Origin of the sequence: Gracilibacillus boraciitolerans JCM 21714, from assembly GCF_000521485.1 — a bacterium.
GTDB lineage: Bacteria > Bacillota > Bacilli > Bacillales > Amphibacillaceae > Gracilibacillus > Gracilibacillus boraciitolerans.
On record NZ_BAVS01000036.1, the window covers coordinates 1 to 16992 of the forward strand.

Consider the following 16992-nt stretch of genomic DNA (forward strand, 5'->3'; position numbering starts at 1 on the left):
AATATTTAACTTTTTCCAATAATAAATTCTATAACGGAAAGGGTAATTGTTCATTATTAAGATCTAATTTATACATTGCTAAATTTCTCTTTTCTATATCCAATGCAAGCTGATCATAAATATATTGATCGTCAAGACCAATTTTAGTAGCATATATAATTTTGGAGGCAACGATTTATTACTGGAAAACTTTTTTAATACTAAAGCTATATTCACTGGTTGTATTATTTATTTACACTTTTCGACAAGTGGCATATACTATTATTATGAGATTAATAGAAAATTCAGAGGAAAATTGTAGAAATATTGTTCTTTATATAGTATAATATTTTGGGAAGGATTAAAAGATGGGAAATTTACATAAGTATTCGAACATACTTCATGAAGAGAAGAGAACGACGATATGGTTTTTGTGGTTGTTTTATGGAATTTATGTTGGTTATGAAATTGTATTCTTTTATATTCTGCCAAGATTTCTTGGGACATAGTTCCAGCAGATACTATAAATACAAATTCATATTTAATTTTATACTTTCTTCTTTTCGGATTATTAATAGTTGCTTACTATTATATGAAAAATAATAATCCTTCACCAATTAAGTATATTTATTTTATATCATTTACACTTATTAATTTAGTGATTGAATTAAATTACTATCTGAGTAATGACATTACATATGTAAATGGAAATATAATAGAAATAGTTATAGTGCTTTTTGCACCTATATTTGTAAATAAGAAGTTTTTCTATCTAGTTTTTTTGGTACTTGTTTCAAATTTATCCTTATTGGTTTAGCTCTTAAACAAATAGTAGTCATCATTCCATTATTAATTCTTTTAGTACTTTCGATTGTTTCATTTATAGTGCTTTCTCGCTTTTTAGGTTATGTTTCTGCGTTTAAAAGTTCTTATGATAATCAAATGGAAGGTTTAGTAAAAGGTGTAATTGCTACGCTAGAATTGAAGGATCCCTATACTCGCGGACATAGTGAAAGGGTCGCTGGTTACGCCATGCTCCTAGTAAAAGCAACAGGAGAATATAAAACTGAAGATTTAAAGCCCTTTTATTATGCTTGTTTATTACATGATATTGGAAAAATTAATATACCGGATGCAATTCTATCAAAACCTGGGGGAGCTAACCAAACCTGAATTTGATAAAATCAAAACTCACCCAACTGTTGGAGCAGAAGCCCTTCAGGAAGTTGAGGGGGGTGGCAGATTATATTGATGTAATTAGACATCACCACGAACGTTGGGATGGAAAAGGTTATCCAAGTGGATTAAAAGGAAATGAAACTAGCTTTTTTGCAAGATTAACCTCTATTGCGGATGCTTTTGATGCAATGACATCGTCAAGATCATATCGAGTTGCTTTGCCTCTGGAGGAAGCATATAAAAATATTCTTGACGGAAAAGGAACTCAATTTGATCCCGACTTAGTAAATACTTTTATTAAAGTATTTCCGAAATGGGTCGATTATCATAAAAACTATCATGAATTACATAAAAAATAAATTAGTGGGGAGGTGTTTATTAATGTGTTGGTGGTGTACTTTTCTAAGATGGTAGAATTTTATATAACTACTTTAGGATGCTATGAAAATAGCATCCTATTTTCATTCTTAATGTGGCATATATATGAAAACAGATTTATATTATATCTTTGAAAACGTGACGGGGGGGTGTTATACTATGGAGAACGGTAAAAATTTCATGAGTAAATGGCTGCCATTTCTGAAAAAAGAACAGTATACGACAACTTTTTCAGGGGAAAAGAAAATTGTTAAAGTATATGCTGTTTTTTTATCCTTGGTATAATTATCACTTTTTCCATGTTTTTTATTTTTTTTGTGCCGCAGCTTATTTATATTTTATCAACAACATTACCACATCTATTACATCCCATAAACAATCCATATTTTTGGGATGCACTTGTTATAGTAAGTCAAACCGTCTTATTTTTAATATTATTAATCTACTCATTAAGAAAGTCGCGAAAATCTGGTTGATTCTAGTCATATGACTCATTCCGTTTTTTCCTTTTTGCATCTACTGTAATAATGCAAGAGGTAGATGGAGGAGGATAAAAATGGCTCAAATTAAATTAATTCCTTATAAAATAGAAGAAACTGTTGATACAGCAAGTGAAATACCTGAAGGAATCGCAATGATAAAAGCTTCTGAAAAGTGGGAAAAAGGTTACAGAGGTAATGGGAGTGTTGTAGCAGTTATTGATACAGGTTGTGATCAAACACATCCAGATTTAGAAGATCGAATCATTGGCGGAAAAAATTTCACAACTGAAAATTATGGATTACCGTATGACTTTTCAGATGAAAACGGCCATGGAACACATGTTGCAGGAACGATTGCAGCTAACCTAAATGGAGAAGGTGTAGTAGGAGTTGCCCCTGAGGCGAAATTGCTTATATTAAAAGCCTTTGATAAAAATGGTAATGGGAAATTAGAAACTATTATTCAATCGATTCAATATGCAATGCAATGGCGAGGAAGTCAAAATGAACGAGTGAGAGTGATTTCCATGTCTTGCGGTACAACCCAGAATGATAAGAGACTACATCAGGTAATACGCCAGGCAGTACAAAATAATATTCTTATTGTTTGTGCAGCTGGCAATAATGGGGGGGATGGCGAGGAAAGCACTAATGAAAGGAACTATCCCGGGTATTTTAAAGAAGTATTACAAGTCGGGGGGGCAGTAGATAATAATGGAAGGTTGGCAGCTTTCTCAAATACGAATGACGAAATTGATCTGGTAGCACCTGGTGTCAAAATTAAATCAACCTACCTTGGAAACAAATATGCGCTTATGTCTGGAACATCAATGGCGACACCTCATGTTACAGGTGCTGCAGCAGTAATTATAGAACAAATGGAACTAGCATTTAACAGAAGATTAACGGAACCGGAAATTTATGCTCAGTTAGTAAAATCAACCATTCCACTTAAGTATAGCAAAAGGATGGAAGGAAATGGTTTGATCATGCTAGGTGAACGCGCTTTCTCTCCTGCCCAAAAAGAATCTTCTTTACAAGGAAAAGTTTATATTATTCCAGAAGCTAGTTTATAAAAAAATCGAGCAAATTGCTCGATTTTTCAATTCATTATCACTTCATTGATAATATGCATTTCTTCATGTTCTAACATATTTTTTGGTATAATGTCATCTACTTTTTTGTTCATATTTTTCTTTAAGTTTTGTGCTTCATCTTTATCACCTACAACGTTAATACGTGACCAATCTTTGTCTTTCGCCAATTTGTCTAAGGTAGATCCAATATCTTTATACCAACGATGTCTATTCGCATCAAACCTGGCTTCGAATTGTTCTTTTTGTGTGTTTTGACCACCAGGACCTAGAGATGCTTGACCATGAGGGGGGGGACCTGAGTGTTCTCTCCAGTCTTCTGTATCTAAATCAAGTTCATATAATTTGGTGTCTTTTAAAGTACCTAACTCTGTATCTAAAATTTTTATAGCCGATTTTTGCGTCAGTATAATTCCGGTTTGTGGGAAATCATTGAACATTTCTTTTAATTGCTCTAAATTTGCTGTTTCTTCCCAGTTAAATTCAGTTTTTACAGGCATTTGAAACTTCTCTGCAAACCATACGGAATCATCACCTTTAGCGAAAATCACAACGCTTTTTGCAAGGTTTTGTTCATTTTCATGCATATAATTTTCAACTTTCTCTTTTACAGCCCAATAATTTCTTTTTTCGTTAGGATCGCCATCTTCCTTAAGGTAGCTTTCAAAATTTCTTAAGCCATTTTTTAAATGAATTTTCCATTATAAAAGAAATGATACTTTTGAAGTAATTAGCAGTAATAAGAAAAGATCCACAATAAATTTGCATTTCCCGGGAAATACCTGGATTATAATAAAATAGAGTAGATCTTAATAAAAATTAGCATAAATTTTATCGAGTTTATCTTGAAAATGATCAAGGTGAACAATTCTGGCTTCGCGCAAATACTCTTTCCCTTCCACGAATAAAATTAGTACAGGTGCAGAGAATATCGACAAACAACCAGCAATACTTGGAAGGTCATCTATTAGTATATATCCTGTCGCAATGTTAATATAATTGTTCATAATCTTTTCGATCTGCGGTAATAAGCTATGACAGACACTGCAGTTATTTTTTGCTATATATAAGAAAGATAGCTGATTTGCTTCAATAAATTGATCTATTTCCTTAATAGAATACAATGTTTGGAACATAGTAATCACCTCTGCTACACAGTTTAACACAAAAAAGGTAAGATAGAATAAAAAAGCTTCTAAAATGAAAAGGGAGGAATTTATCTTATGTGTGGTCGTTTCACACTGGAAGCATCCAAGGAATTAATTGCGAGTAAATTAAATGTATATATGGATGAATTAGAGCCGAGCTATAATATTGCACCTACTCAAGATATATTAGCAATTGTTGGCAGCACCAATGGAAGAAGGGCAGGGTATTTGCAATGGGGGGGCCTGATACCGAATTGGGCGAAGGATACTAAAATTGGCAGTAAAATGATAAATGCCAGAAGTGAAACAGTTGATGAAAAACCAGCATTTACATCATTATTAGCTAGAAGACGTTGCCTCATCGTGGCAGATAGTTTTTATGAATGGAAACGGATAGCCAATGAGAAACAACCTTATCGTATTACTGTTAATAATGGGGATGTTTTTACATTCGCTGGTTTATGGGATCGCTGGGAATCAGATGGAGAAGAAATTGTTTCATGTACGATTTTAACGACCCAGCCAAATAATTTGATGGGAGAAATTCATGACCGTATGCCTGTAATTTTAGATGAAAGGCAACGTGAAATGTGGTTAGATCCTACTTTAGAAGATAAGATAATGTTGAAGCGTTTATTAACTCCATATGATTCGAATAAAATGGATGCCTATCCAGTTTCGAAAAAAGTTAATAATTCAAAATATAATGATTCTAGTCTAATTCAACCTATCACAATATAAAAGATAAAATTAGTGTGAAAAAAGGGTGAGAGTTAGATAACCTCACCTGTAAAAATACCAATTTATTTCCCCTTTTGGATCTCTGAAAGCATTTCTTCTATGGCATGTGCTACACCGTTGTCTAAATTTGAAGTTGTAGTGAAGTCAGCCAGCTTTTTAATTTCATCATTGGCATTGCCCATCGCCACCCCACGACCAGCCATCTTTAACATGGATACATCATTGTAGTTATCCCCCCCAATAGCCATTACATCTTTCATATCTATACCAGCTTGTTTTGCAAAACCTTCTAAAGCAATCCCTTTTTGAGCATCAGGATGATTAAATTCTAAATTCGATTCACCTGATGAGGTGATAGCTAATTGACCATTGGTTTTTAGCTGATGATATACGTTTGACAGTTGTTGTTCTTGTAGAGAAAAGGCTAAGATTTTATATACCTCTATATCAGGCTGATTAAACAGTGCTTCAAAATCATTCGTAATTTTAATCTCTTCTTCTTGAAAACGTTCTGAAGCTCTCGATCTTATGGTTTCTTCGTCTATATCTGGATTAGCTGTTGCAGCAATATCTACCATTACTTCTAAGAATTTATCCCGACTTTCTGAGAAGCCACCCTTATTCGTAAATAGTTCAAAGTACATTCCTTCTTTTTGGCAGGTATGTTGAATACTTTTACAAGAATTTATTTCTAGTGGAGCGGTACTAATAATTTGACCCTCTTTATTATAAATCTTAGCTCCATTTAAGCAAATAATTGGGCAGGTTAAACCTACTTTATCAAGTGGTTTTTTAGCAGCGTTATAAGATCTTCCGGTTGCAACCATAATTTCTACACCAGCATCTTTTGCTTTTTGAATAGCGTCAGCATTCTCTTTGCTAATCTCGTGTTTTTCATTTAACAACGTTCCATCAAGATCTGTAGCGATTAGTCTCATTTTCATATCCCCCCCATCATTCATTTCTTTTCTTCTATCATACTTTAATTACTTAGGAATAGACAATTATTCGTTTTAAGTTATATGTAAAAAAAATGAAAATTATATTGACATTTAAATAAGGAAGTATTAATATTTAAACTGAACAGTGGTTAATTAAAGGGGTTTACAACATGGCAGCAAGGAAAGCAGTAGAAAAAGAGCTAAGTAGAGAGATGATTATCGATGTAGCACATGACTTATTTGTGGAAGATGGATATCAACATACATCGATGAGAAAAATCGCAAAAGTATTAGGGTATAGTCACGGTGCAATTTACTATCATTTTAAAAATAAAGCTGAATTATTTTATGCAATGGTAGAGCAAGATTTCGCGATGATTAATGCGGAAATTGATCAATTAATGAAACTTGATATAGAGAGAGAACAGAAGTTGGAAGAATTACTGTTAGGTTTTATTCGGTTTGGATTAACGTATCCGAATCATTATGAAATCATGTTTTTGACGAAGGATAAAGACTTACAATATTATGCAACAAATGCGCCTGATCAGAGCTATCACAATTTTGCAACAACAATTGCGACGTTAACAGATCATCAATTGGAAGTAAAAAAGATATGGTCCATTTTTTTAATGTTACATGGGTTTGTCGCTCATTACTGTCGCACAGGTTATTCATTTGATGATTTGCAATCTGCAGTACAAACGCATGTTCAATTAATAATGAATATATTGAAGGATTAAATTATCATGGAACTAATTTTACTTTTTTTATCTAGAATTGACCAGTGGTAAATTAATAAGGAGGAAATTATATTGAAAAAAGCATTGGTTTTGGGAGCATCTGGTGGTATGGGTCAAGCGATTGTGAATGAATTAGTAAATAGAAAAATCGAGGTAGTTGTATTTGCTAGAAATAAGGCTAAATTAAATACACTCTATGGAGATATTGATTTGGTTTCCATTGTATCTGGTGATGCATTAAATAAAGATGATTTAGATAAGGCAATGACAGATGTAGATACAATTTTTCATGCGCTTAATATTCCGTATTCACAATGAGAAGATAAATTAGCAAAAATTATGCATAATATAGTGTTCATAGCAAAAAAACATGCTGTAAGACTGGCGATAGTAGATAATATTTATGCATATGGAAGAGGAAATGGCAAAAGTATAAGCGAAGATTACCCTAAAAATCCTCACACAAAAAAAGGAAAGATTCGCTTGCAATTAGAACAAATTGTTCAAGATTCAAATATAGATGCTTTCTTTGTTCACTTTCCTGATTTTTATGGACCGGGTGCAGAAAAGTCGATGCTTCATTTCTTCTTGAAGCCGATTAGTCAAAATAAATCTACTATATTTATTGGTGATCGCAAAGTGAAAAGGGAATATATTTATACACCAGATGGTGCAAAAGCGATAGTTAATCTTGCATTAAGTGATAAAGCGTATGGCGAGAATTGGAACATTCCAGCCACAGATACGATTTCAGGTGAAGAAATTATTGATATGGTAAAAAGCCAAACAAATTATAAAAAACGAATTATTACTGTGAATAAAAGGATGATTTCTTTACTGGGACTATTCGATAAAGAGATGCGAGAAGTAAAAGAAATGTTTTATTTGAATGAAGAGCCTGTTGTATTAGATGGGGGAAAATACCAAGAAATTATTGGTGAGATTCCAACTACATCTTATGAATATGGCATTTTAAAAACCCTGAAAAGTCTGAAACAGTGAGGGAGGATTTGCACCGATTATTATAGCCTTCTCTGCTTATTATGGAAGGAAATTTAATCGGAGAATCACATCCCGAAGAAGCTTATTATCTATACTATTATTTGAGATTATATAGTACAGTTTCCATGTTATATCAATTGCATAGTTGTAATACAAGTCCCGTCCTTATCAAAGGTAGAAATGTCTGATTCAGCAACTTTCCCATTATACTCAATCTTTGTTTTATAGGTCTTATTTCTTGGTAACCATAGATCTATAAAGCCATTATCAAAGGAATTGATTGTTTTATCAACGATAACATTACCGTCTGTGTCTTCAATATATAAGTCGAACTCCTGATTCCTCATCTCACCTTGGCATCCTGTTAAACTATGGTTTTCACATGGATGTGTTGCCATTTCATAAGGTGCGATGGAGACGAAAAAATCATTCTTGGATAGATCATAGGTTACTTCTTTTCCCTCTTCTGTAATTACTAAGTTAGAGGAACTGATAGAAGCAGCTTCTGCAGTCTTTTTGTCGGTACTATAATCATGAACTAAATCTTTTAGCTCTTGTGTGGATAATTCATTTTGATCAGAATCTGTGGAACAAGCTGCTAGGATAGTAGAAAAAAATAATATTAGAATCATTAAACGTTTCATTTTATAAACACTCCTCTTTTTATTCCTACACATTATAGCATCTTTCAATCAAGAAAAGGCAGTTTTTCATTAACCGTAAAAATATCTATAAATTTTACGCTAATAAAAAAAGAGGCTGGGAGATATCAATTATTTTCCACCATAAAGCCGAATAATGTTATGAATAAAAATGAATACAAGGAAGATAATGCGATATAACTTCGATTTACTGTGTAGTAATCTTGAAATTTATATTAGGTGTAACAACCGCTTCGGCTTGCCCACTTCGCTTTCCGGGGGGGCGTGCTCTTCAACTAACTTTGTAAAGAAGAGCACTTTACAAAGTGGATTTTCAGATCACGCTGATCCCCCCAGGAGTCGAAGTGGACGCCTGCGCTAGATCATATTCTACAATAGATGCAAGTGGTAAAATTTTTACTTTCCTATCTCGTTTTTATAGTTATCCTTGTTTGGAAAGTCAAAAAGATATCGGTCTTAATCGTTGTAGAGCAAATCAACAGCGAAGGCGCCCGCTTTCACTCCTGTGGGAATGTTTTCTCTGAAGATCCACTTTCGAGCGTCTTTTGCTCGAAAAAGTTAGCTGAAGGGAAAACCCCACGGAAAGGGAAGCGTGCAGCCGGAGCGGCTGTTTAGTAGTTAAAATTTTTCATAGTGGTTACAGGAGTTAGTGCACATAATCTATCTTATATGCAATTGAAAAATCCGAATGATAGCAAATTCAATCGGAGAATTTGCATATCGTTCGGATTTCATTTGTATCAAATTACTTTTGTCTCAGCCTCTCGATTTATTACATCAAGTAAGACCTAATTTTCAGGAAGTTTTATGTTATTAATAAACTTTATCGCCATTAAAAATAGAATTTTTGACTACTACGTAATCTACAGTACGGATGGCTTCTAAGTTTTTTCCACCGGCATAAGAAATAGAAGATTGTAAGTCTTGTTCCATTTCCACAAGCGTATCTTGTAATGGACCTTTATAGGCTACAAACATCTTTTTACCTTCGACATTTTTCTTTTCCCCCCTTTTTGATACTCAGAGGCAGAACCGAAATATTCTTTAAATAATTGACCATCCTGCTCCACTGTTGTACCAGGTGATTCCTCATGTCCTGCAAATAGGGAACCGATCATTACCATGGAAGCACCAAATCGAATAGATTTAGCAATATCTCCATGTGTACGAATACCGCCATCTGCAATAATTGGTTTCGTCGCTGCCTTTGCACACCAACGTAGCGCAGCTAATTGCCATCCGCCTGTACCAAATCCGGTTTTCACTTTTGTAATACATACTTTTCCAGGTCCGATTCCAACCTTTGTGGCATCAGCTCCAGCATTCTCTAATTCTCTTACTGCTTCAGGTGTACCAACATTACCAGCAATTACAAAACTATCCGGCAAAAGCTTTTTAATATGCTGAATCATTTTAATTACAGCATTAGAATGTCCATGAGCAATATCAATTGTGATATATTCAGGTATAAGATTCTCACTCGCGAGTTCCTCAATAAAGGTATATTCTTCCTCTTTTACACCCACACTAATGGAAGCGATTAAATTCTTTTGCTGCATCAAATGTATAAAGTTTTTTCTTGTCTTTGGTTCAAATCGATGCATGATATAAAATAATTATTTTTTGCTAAAAACAGTGCGATATTTTCATCGATAATCGTTTGCATATTAGCGGGAACTACTGGTAAACGAAATCTATGTTTTCCAAATTGAATGAATGTATCACATTCTGCCCGACTTTCTACAATGCATTTTGCAGGAATTAATTGAATATCTTCATAATCAAATACATTTTCCATGGTTTTCACTCCTAAAGACGAACTATTGTCTAAATTAGGCGGAAAAATATTCGCCTATAGTAATATAATATAGTTGAAGTTGAATGTCAATGATAAGTTGCTTTTAAAATTTTCTGTAGAAGCATAGAGAAAATAGACCTGTTAGTACATATTTCTACCTTAAATATAGGTAGCTGGTAATTCATTTTATTAAATGTTAGAATTGTACTGAAAATTTTATAAAAGCAATTAGAAGCTACAAAATATAACTAATTTCATCGAAGTATTGAATGAATTTCTATATTTAAAATTCATTAATAGTTAGAATATTTGATGAGAGAAACAGTGAATGAATGGAAATAGAATTTACTCTTTCCGTATGCGAAAAAAGAAAAATATGCTATAATACAAAATGGATGAAAAAAATAAATAAATTCTGCCAGCAAAGCAGGAGAGGTTCTAGCTACACCCTCTATAAAAAACTAAGGATAATCATACCGAGCCTTAGGTATGATTTTTTGTTTTTTGGTGTATAGAATTCTCTTTTAACATAGGAAAGGGGGGGATTTTTTATGGATAAAAATAAGCGAGCCGTTGTCGTCTTTAGTGGTGGACAAGATAGCACGACATGTTTGTTTTGGACGTTAGAAAAATTTGATCACGTCGAGTTAGTTACATTTGATTACAATCAACGTCATAAAGAGGAAATTGAGGTTGCTAAAGCAATTGCCAGCGAACAAGGTTTAACGCACCATATTTTGGACATGACGCTTTTAAATCAATTAGCACCTAATGCACTAACTCGCAAGGACATCGAGGTAGAAGCAGGAGAAGATGGAGGCTTGCCAAATACGTTTGTTCCAGGTCGGAATCTATTATTTTTATCTTTTGCTACTATTTTAGCGAAACAAATAAATGCGAAACATATTATAACAGGCGTTTGTGAGACTGATTTTAGTGGGTACCCTGATTGTAGAGATATATTTATAAAATCACTTAATGTCTCCTTAAATCTTTCTATGGATGATGACTTTGTCTTACATACACCATTAATGTGGTTAGATAAAGCACAAACGTGGGAAATGGCTGATCAATTAGGTGTGTTTGAATATGTTCGCGAGAATACATTAACGTGTTATAACGGGATAAAAGGCACCGGCTGTGGGAATGTCCTGCATGTAAGTTAAGACAACAAGGTTTAGATAACTACCTAGAACAGCGTGAAGAGGAGAATAAATAATGTTTGGTTTTCAAATAGTTGAGGAATTGCAGAAGTTTAATAAAGATATTCATAAAGGTGAACTACAATATCATCAGAAAAGAGTGTTAGTAAGTAAAGAATTTGATTTCGATGCAGCACACCACTTACATTGCTATGATGGAAAATGTAAGAATCTTCATGGCCATACCTATAAAGCAGTCTTTGGTATTAGTGGTTTTGTTGATGAAATTGGAATGGTGATTGATTTTGGTGATATTAAAAAGATATGGAAAGAACAAATCGAGATTCACTTAGATCATCGATACTTAAATGAAACATTACCAAAAATGAATACAACCGCAGAAAACATGGTGGTTTGGATATTTGAAAAAATGGAAGCAGCACTTCAGGGTCACAATAATCAATGTCGCGTCGAATTTGTTCGTTTGTATGAAACACCAACTAGCTATGCAGAGGTTAGACGGGAGTGGATGGTCGATGAGTAAAATTCCTGTTTTAGAAATTTTTGGTCCTACGATACAAGGAGAAGGTATGGTAGTTGGTCGAAAAACGATGTTTGTCCGTACCGCAGGCTGTGACTATAGCTGCGCCTGGTGTGACTCAGCATTTACATGGGATGGTAGTGCAAAGGATGAGATTGTCAAAATGGAAAGTGATGAAATCTTCACTAAACTAAAAGAAATCGGTGGAAACCAGTTTGACCATGTTACTGTTTCAGGTGGAAACCCCCCCGCATTATTAAAACATTTAGATGGTCTAATTCATTTGCTTCATGAGCACAATATGGAGGTTGCATTAGAGACACAAGGAAGTCGTTGGCAGGAATGGTTCTTGGATGTAGATGATTTAACGTTATCTCCCAAACCGCCTAGTTCAAAGATGAAAACGAACTGGACAATATTAGATGAAATTATTGATCTATTAATTATAAATAATCGCCTGGCACATACAAGCTTAAAAATTGTCGTTTTTGATGAAAAGGATTTACAATACGCAGAAAAGGTTCACCAAAGATATCCTGCCGTGCCTTTTTTCTTACAAGTCGGTAATGATGATTTGCAAGAAAACCAGCCTAGTCATTTAGCAGGTCACTTGTTAGAAAAGTATGAATGGTTAATAGATAAAGTCATGTCTAACTCACAACTAAATCATGTACGAGTCCTGCCACAAGTGCACGCATTGGTATGGGGGGGAAACAAAAGAGGGGGGTTTGATTATGTGAATCCCCCTCTTATTTCATAATATTGTTGAGGATGAGACTAAGACATAAGATACTAAACAATTTAATAAAGATTACATTTCATTCAAAAAAGCTTATGTGAGAATCATTTCGGTTCAAATTGAGTGAAAATAGTATCTCTTTGTTGCTTGTAAACTTTTTTACCTGCTATTTCATTAATAATTTGAATATTACGATCTACAGCTAATCCTAGATTAGTTGCACCTGTTCCGTGTGAATGTACCAGATTGGTTAGGGTATAAAAATGGTGGTCACGATCCCTGTTTTTAAAAGAAAGTCTAAAATGATCATCCACTTTAAAGAGTTTATCATCTTCCCATTCTATCTTATCTTCGAAGCGGTTATAAAACCAATCAGGTATATTTGGTTTATAGCCTGTTGCCAATACTACTTTTTCCGTATCAAATGAAATATTCCTTTCTTTTTGCCAATGGGTTGCATGGACTTCTAAGCCGCTTGCTTTTTTGAATACTTTATTAATTTCTGTTAATGGTTGAATGGTAATAGGTAATCTCTTGTTATCAACAGATCGATGGTAGAGTAATTCATGAATCTTATGTAGAGTTTCTTTTTTAATCCCTTTTCTTAATTGTCCTAGATGCTCTAGAGTGTCTTTTCGTTCTTGGAAAGATAATTCGTGAAAATAATCGACATAGTCTGGTGAAAATACTTCCTGGCCAATTTTGGAATTATCTAGTTGTAGAAGTCCAGGTGATCTGGTATACCATGCCAAGTGGTAATCAAAATGTTCCTGCAACGTTAGTAAGTCATAGAAAATTTCAGAAGCGCTCTGACCTGAACCAATAATGGTAATATGTTTAGCACGTATTGTTTGGTCTTTTAGATATAAATATTGACTGGAATGATGAACTTCTTCAGATTCAATATCATCTAGCTCAAATGGAATATTTGGTTTACTGCCAGTTCCTAAAACGATATGTTTAGTAAAATAAGATTTTTCTTCTTGTCTTCCCCAATGATTCACTACAACTTCGTAATAATTATCATGATCCACTACATCTACCACTTCTGATTGAAAATAACATTGAGGTAGCTGTTCTGCAACCCATTTTAAATAGGAAGCATATTCTGCCCGAGGTATCTCGAATTTATGAAAAAAGAAAAATTTATACAAACGATTCTGTTCATGTAAATAATTTAAGAACGTATACTTACTAGTAGGATTTGCAAAGGTAACAAGGTCTGCTAAAAAAGATACTTGCAGATCTGTTCCATCAATGAGCATCCCTGGATGCCAGGCAAATTCACCATTTTGGTCAAAAAATATTGTTTTCAGTTCAGTTTTTTCGTCTGTAAGGGCTGCTAAACCCAAATTATAGGGACCAATTCCAATTCCAACTACATCATATAATTCCATTATATTACCTCATTTTTAGACACATTTTATTTTTATTATATACGCTCTAAGATAAATTATCTAATACATCAAATTATAAGTCATTATATGTTACAATTTATCGAGGGAGGTGGAATGAATGATACATAATGATGAACGCTTATTTGGAATGTTAATTTATCTATTAAGTCTATTTACTGCCATTATCGGGCCGCTAATCATTTGGTTGATCAAACGTGAAGAATCCGATTTTATCGATTATCATGGAAAAGAATATTTTAACTTTATTATTTCTTATACCATTTATGGTATTGTAAGTGCACTTTTAATGTTTGTATTAATCGGATTTATCTTAGCACCGATAGTCGCAATTTTAGCTTTTATTTTTACGTTAATTGCTTTATTTAAAGCATACAATGGAGAAAAATATCGTATTCCATTGGTTATCCGATTTATAAAATAAAAAAACAGTGCGTCAACGCACTGTTCTTTTATTCAATTACTTCAAAATTATATTCCTTATGTTCGTGGAGGCCACTGTCATCATTGACATGGACGACGACTTTATATTGACCTGTTTCAGCAAAGGTATGTGTACTACTATAAGTACCTGCTTCTATTTCTTCCGTGTCCAACCATATGTGCTGGTCACTATTCTCAGGAATAATTTCGTAACGAACACGCGCATTCTGATAGGGTTCTTCTCCCATTTTAAGGTGTGCTGTCCAGTCAATTTTTGTATCTTTATTGACTTTTTCATGTTCCTCCAAGTGGATCATAAAGTCTTCTTGATGACTATGCTCCTCATTACTATTACTAGCTGAGTGTTCCTCTTCGGTATTTTCTTCACCTTGAATCGTGATTGTCTTTTTGGGCATCGTATGCATATCTTTTGCAGTGGTATGCGCATAAATCTCATATGTTCCGGCATTCTCAAATACTACTTCAGCTGTATAAGTACCATCTTCATTATTGGTAGACTCGATTGTTGTAGTATTTTCTTCATCTTCTACATTCCAATATTCAAAACTCACTTCTTCAGCATCAGTTACTAATTCATCCTCGCCATAGGTTACAGTTGCTGTTAATCCTACAGTTTCCCCCGTATCAGCATCGTTTGGCAGTTGAAAGTCAACGTGAATGCCTTTCACTTCCTCTTCTATCTCAGGGTCGCTTTCAGTTTGATTGCTGCACGCCACGATCGTTAATAGTGTAATGAATGAAATGATAAATAGTTTTTTCATAATAAACCTCCGTCATAAATTGCTTTGCTAAAAACACTATACACTTAGTATACAAGAGAATCAATGAACAATAGGTGACAATCCAAACATAAATCGTAACAATTACTATTTACAATATTAGAAAAGTAGATTATAATAAACGTAAACGTAGATTTTACGTTTTTTTGTTTGAAGTAAATCGTAATCATTATTATTTAAAAACACATATTAAATCAAGGGGGGGGAAACGTTAATGAAAAAGGTAGGAGTGGTCGTTTTTGTGTTATTATTCCTGTTACTCGTTGGATGTAATAGCAATGCTGGCACAGAAACAACTGGAGAAAATGAAACAAATGATAAACTTTTAATCTATTCAACATTATATCCATTAGCCTATTTCGCTGAAGAAATTGGTGGGGCATATGTTAAGGTTGAAACGATTTTACCACCAGGTTCAGATCCACATAATTATGAACCTACATCTAAAACGATGATTGATATAGCTGAAGCAGATATGTTTTTATTTAATGGTGCTAATCTTGAAGCGTATGCAAATAAAATAAAAAGTGCATTGGCTGAGGAAAATGTTATGATATTGGAAGCTTCCGATGGTGTTTCACTAATAGAGCATATTCATCATCATGAAGACGAACAAGCACATGAAGATGAGCATGGACATGAAGAAGACGAACAGGCACATGAAGATGAGCATGCACATGAGGAAGACGAAACAGACTCAGAACATGATCACGATCATGGCGATGCAGACCCACATTTATGGCTTGACCCTATTCGTGCTGTTGAATTAGCGCGCAATGTGAAAGATGCTTTAATTGAATTAAATCCAGATCAAGCAGAAACATTTGAATCAAATTTTCATAGTTTAGAAGAACAATTAATTGCATTAGATGAAAGCTTTCATCAACAACTTGAAAATGCAAACAATAATGAGATATTAGTGACACATGCAGCATATGGTTATTGGGAACAAAGCTATGATATAAAACAAATTGCCTTATCAGGCTTATCACCATCACAAGAACCGTCTCAAAAAGAATTAGAGCGAATTCTAGATCACGTAAATGAAAGCAACATTCAATATCTACTATTTGAGCAAAATATAGAACCAAAAGTAGCGGAAGTAATTCAATCAGAAACAAATGTAAAATCCCTACAATTACACAACTTATCAATCTTAACAGAAGAAGATATTGAAAATGAAGAAACGTATTTTACATTAATGGAACGAAATCTAGACGTATTGAACAAAGCGTTAGAATATTAAACACAAGCATAAAGTTGAAATAAATTAAAAAAGTACCCTATAGAGTAGACACCTTAAAAAAAGTCTATTCTAAAGGGTATTTTATGTATCTTTTTTAAAAATAATAAAGGCGTTGAATATATAAGTAAATTGTTATATAGTTATGTATAGATGTGAAGGAGGGGGGGTTTTATGGATACTCAATTAAAAATCGATATTGGAAAATCAGCAAAAATTTTGAAAGTTCTGGGAGATAAAACACGACTTACGATGCTCAAACTAATAGAAGAGCAAACGTGTTGTGTGTGTGAATTTGTAGAAATATTTCAAATGAGTCAGCCATCTATTAGTCAGCATGTAAGGAAATTGCGAGACGTGGATTTAATTAAGGAAGAACGAAAAGGACAATGGGTGTTTTATTCCTTAAATCACAATAGTGAATGGTATGAGTTCCTTTTACCAATATTGGAACAGTTACCAAATCAGCAAGATAAAATAGAAGAATTAGAGAAAAAAGGAACTAGAATTACATGCTGTTAGTAAAATAAGGGGGGAGTTTA

Annotated in this window: 19 protein-coding genes, 3 pseudogenes and 1 riboswitch; of the genes and pseudogenes, 15 read left to right on the forward strand and 7 right to left on the reverse strand. The window is 33.7% G+C overall.

Annotation, left to right across the window (positions count from 1 at the left end; genetic code table 11):
• Positions 1-347 precede the first annotated feature (347 nt).
• The 6 genes from JCM21714_RS24480 to JCM21714_RS15450 all read left to right on the forward strand — a co-directional run bounded on the left by JCM21714_RS24480 (position 348) and on the right by JCM21714_RS15450 (position 3094).
• Complete coding sequence (locus tag JCM21714_RS24480; protein WP_369403627.1) at positions 348-488, forward strand: hypothetical protein; 141 nt, start codon at positions 348-350, stop codon at positions 486-488.
• Positions 489-553: 65 nt separating this feature from the next.
• The gene (locus JCM21714_RS24485) at positions 554-796 is read left to right on the forward strand and encodes a hypothetical protein (RefSeq protein WP_369403630.1); all 243 of its coding nucleotides are present in this window, start codon (positions 554-556) and stop codon (positions 794-796) included.
• Between the two features lie 125 nt (positions 797-921).
• On the forward strand, positions 922-1152 hold the full coding sequence (locus tag JCM21714_RS23240) for an HD-GYP domain-containing protein (protein ID WP_268748377.1): 231 nt from the start codon (positions 922-924) through the stop codon (positions 1150-1152).
• Between the two features lie 29 nt (positions 1153-1181).
• On the forward strand, positions 1182-1517 hold the full coding sequence (locus tag JCM21714_RS22240; protein ID WP_268748378.1) for an HD-GYP domain-containing protein: 336 nt from the start codon (positions 1182-1184) through the stop codon (positions 1515-1517).
• Between the two features lie 178 nt (positions 1518-1695).
• Positions 1696-1821 (forward strand): hypothetical protein, encoded by a 126-nt coding sequence (locus JCM21714_RS23245; RefSeq protein ID WP_268748379.1) that lies wholly within the window; start codon positions 1696-1698, stop codon positions 1819-1821.
• A gap of 271 nt (positions 1822-2092) precedes the next feature.
• Positions 2093-3094 (forward strand): S8 family peptidase, encoded by a 1002-nt coding sequence (locus JCM21714_RS15450; RefSeq protein WP_035725666.1) that lies wholly within the window; start codon positions 2093-2095, stop codon positions 3092-3094.
• Between the two features lie 26 nt (positions 3095-3120).
• Here the strand turns inward: JCM21714_RS15450 and JCM21714_RS15455 are convergent, their stop codons facing one another.
• A complete protein-coding gene (locus JCM21714_RS15455) occupies positions 3121-3699 on the reverse strand; it encodes a VLRF1 family aeRF1-type release factor (protein WP_235182952.1) in 579 nt (192 codons plus the stop codon).
• Between the two features lie 222 nt (positions 3700-3921).
• Positions 3922-4248: a thioredoxin family protein gene (locus JCM21714_RS15460; protein WP_035725667.1), complete on the reverse strand. Its 327-nt coding sequence runs from the start codon at positions 4246-4248 to the stop codon at positions 3922-3924.
• A gap of 87 nt (positions 4249-4335) precedes the next feature.
• On the opposite strand from JCM21714_RS15460, the gene JCM21714_RS15465 reads away from it, so the two are divergent.
• Positions 4336-5001: an SOS response-associated peptidase gene (locus tag JCM21714_RS15465; protein WP_035725668.1), complete on the forward strand. Its 666-nt coding sequence runs from the start codon at positions 4336-4338 to the stop codon at positions 4999-5001.
• Between the two features lie 62 nt (positions 5002-5063).
• On the opposite strand, the gene JCM21714_RS15470 is transcribed toward JCM21714_RS15465, so the two are convergent.
• Complete coding sequence (locus JCM21714_RS15470; protein ID WP_035725670.1) at positions 5064-5939, reverse strand: Cof-type HAD-IIB family hydrolase; 876 nt, start codon at positions 5937-5939, stop codon at positions 5064-5066.
• Positions 5940-6112: 173 nt separating this feature from the next.
• Here JCM21714_RS15470 and JCM21714_RS15475 point away from each other — a divergent pair, with 173 nt between their 5' ends.
• On the forward strand, positions 6113-6685 hold the full coding sequence (locus JCM21714_RS15475) for a TetR/AcrR family transcriptional regulator (RefSeq protein ID WP_035725672.1): 573 nt from the start codon (positions 6113-6115) through the stop codon (positions 6683-6685).
• A 72-nt stretch (positions 6686-6757) separates the two neighbouring features.
• Positions 6758-7687 (forward strand): annotated as a pseudogene (locus JCM21714_RS15480) (SDR family NAD(P)-dependent oxidoreductase).
• 128 nt (positions 7688-7815) lie between these two features.
• Here JCM21714_RS15480 and JCM21714_RS15485 read toward each other — a convergent pair.
• Entirely contained in the window at positions 7816-8331 is a 516-nt protein-coding gene (locus tag JCM21714_RS15485; RefSeq protein WP_035725673.1) for a CueP family metal-binding protein, read from the reverse strand.
• A gap of 831 nt (positions 8332-9162) precedes the next feature.
• A pseudogene (guaC, locus tag JCM21714_RS15495) lies at positions 9163-10147 on the reverse strand (GMP reductase).
• Between the two features lie 426 nt (positions 10148-10573).
• Positions 10574-10618, forward strand: a riboswitch (PreQ1 riboswitch).
• 80 nt (positions 10619-10698) lie between these two features.
• Here guaC and queC point away from each other — a divergent pair.
• From queC to queE, 3 genes and pseudogenes are all read left to right on the forward strand, one after another.
• Positions 10699-11366, forward strand: a pseudogene (queC, locus tag JCM21714_RS15500) (7-cyano-7-deazaguanine synthase QueC).
• Positions 11366-11833, forward strand: coding sequence for a 6-carboxytetrahydropterin synthase QueD (gene queD / locus JCM21714_RS15505; protein ID WP_035725677.1), 468 nt, complete (start codon positions 11366-11368; stop codon positions 11831-11833). The pseudogene queC and the gene queD overlap by 1 nt, the downstream one beginning before the upstream one ends.
• The gene (gene queE, locus JCM21714_RS15510) at positions 11826-12590 is read left to right on the forward strand and encodes a 7-carboxy-7-deazaguanine synthase QueE (RefSeq protein ID WP_052000802.1); all 765 of its coding nucleotides are present in this window, start codon (positions 11826-11828) and stop codon (positions 12588-12590) included. Before queD ends, queE begins: the two co-directional genes overlap by 8 nt.
• Before the next feature lie 83 nt (positions 12591-12673).
• Here the strand turns inward: queE and JCM21714_RS15515 are convergent, their stop codons facing one another.
• The gene (locus tag JCM21714_RS15515; protein WP_035725679.1) at positions 12674-13966 is read right to left on the reverse strand and encodes a lysine N(6)-hydroxylase/L-ornithine N(5)-oxygenase family protein; all 1293 of its coding nucleotides are present in this window, start codon (positions 13964-13966) and stop codon (positions 12674-12676) included.
• Between the two features lie 118 nt (positions 13967-14084).
• Here JCM21714_RS15515 and JCM21714_RS15520 point away from each other — a divergent pair, with 118 nt between their 5' ends.
• On the forward strand, positions 14085-14408 hold the full coding sequence (locus JCM21714_RS15520; RefSeq protein WP_035725681.1) for a DUF4870 domain-containing protein: 324 nt from the start codon (positions 14085-14087) through the stop codon (positions 14406-14408).
• A gap of 28 nt (positions 14409-14436) precedes the next feature.
• Here the strand turns inward: JCM21714_RS15520 and JCM21714_RS15525 are convergent, their stop codons facing one another.
• Positions 14437-15189, reverse strand: coding sequence for a FixH family protein (locus JCM21714_RS15525; RefSeq protein WP_035725682.1), 753 nt, complete (start codon positions 15187-15189; stop codon positions 14437-14439).
• Between the two features lie 232 nt (positions 15190-15421).
• On the opposite strand from JCM21714_RS15525, the gene JCM21714_RS15530 reads away from it, so the two are divergent.
• Both JCM21714_RS15530 and JCM21714_RS15535 read left to right on the forward strand, forming a co-directional pair.
• Entirely contained in the window at positions 15422-16453 is a 1032-nt protein-coding gene (locus JCM21714_RS15530) for a metal ABC transporter solute-binding protein, Zn/Mn family (RefSeq protein WP_035725684.1), read from the forward strand.
• A 171-nt stretch (positions 16454-16624) separates the two neighbouring features.
• Entirely contained in the window at positions 16625-16972 is a 348-nt protein-coding gene (locus JCM21714_RS15535) for an ArsR/SmtB family transcription factor (protein WP_035725686.1), read from the forward strand.
• The last annotated feature ends 20 nt before the right edge of the window (positions 16973-16992 follow it).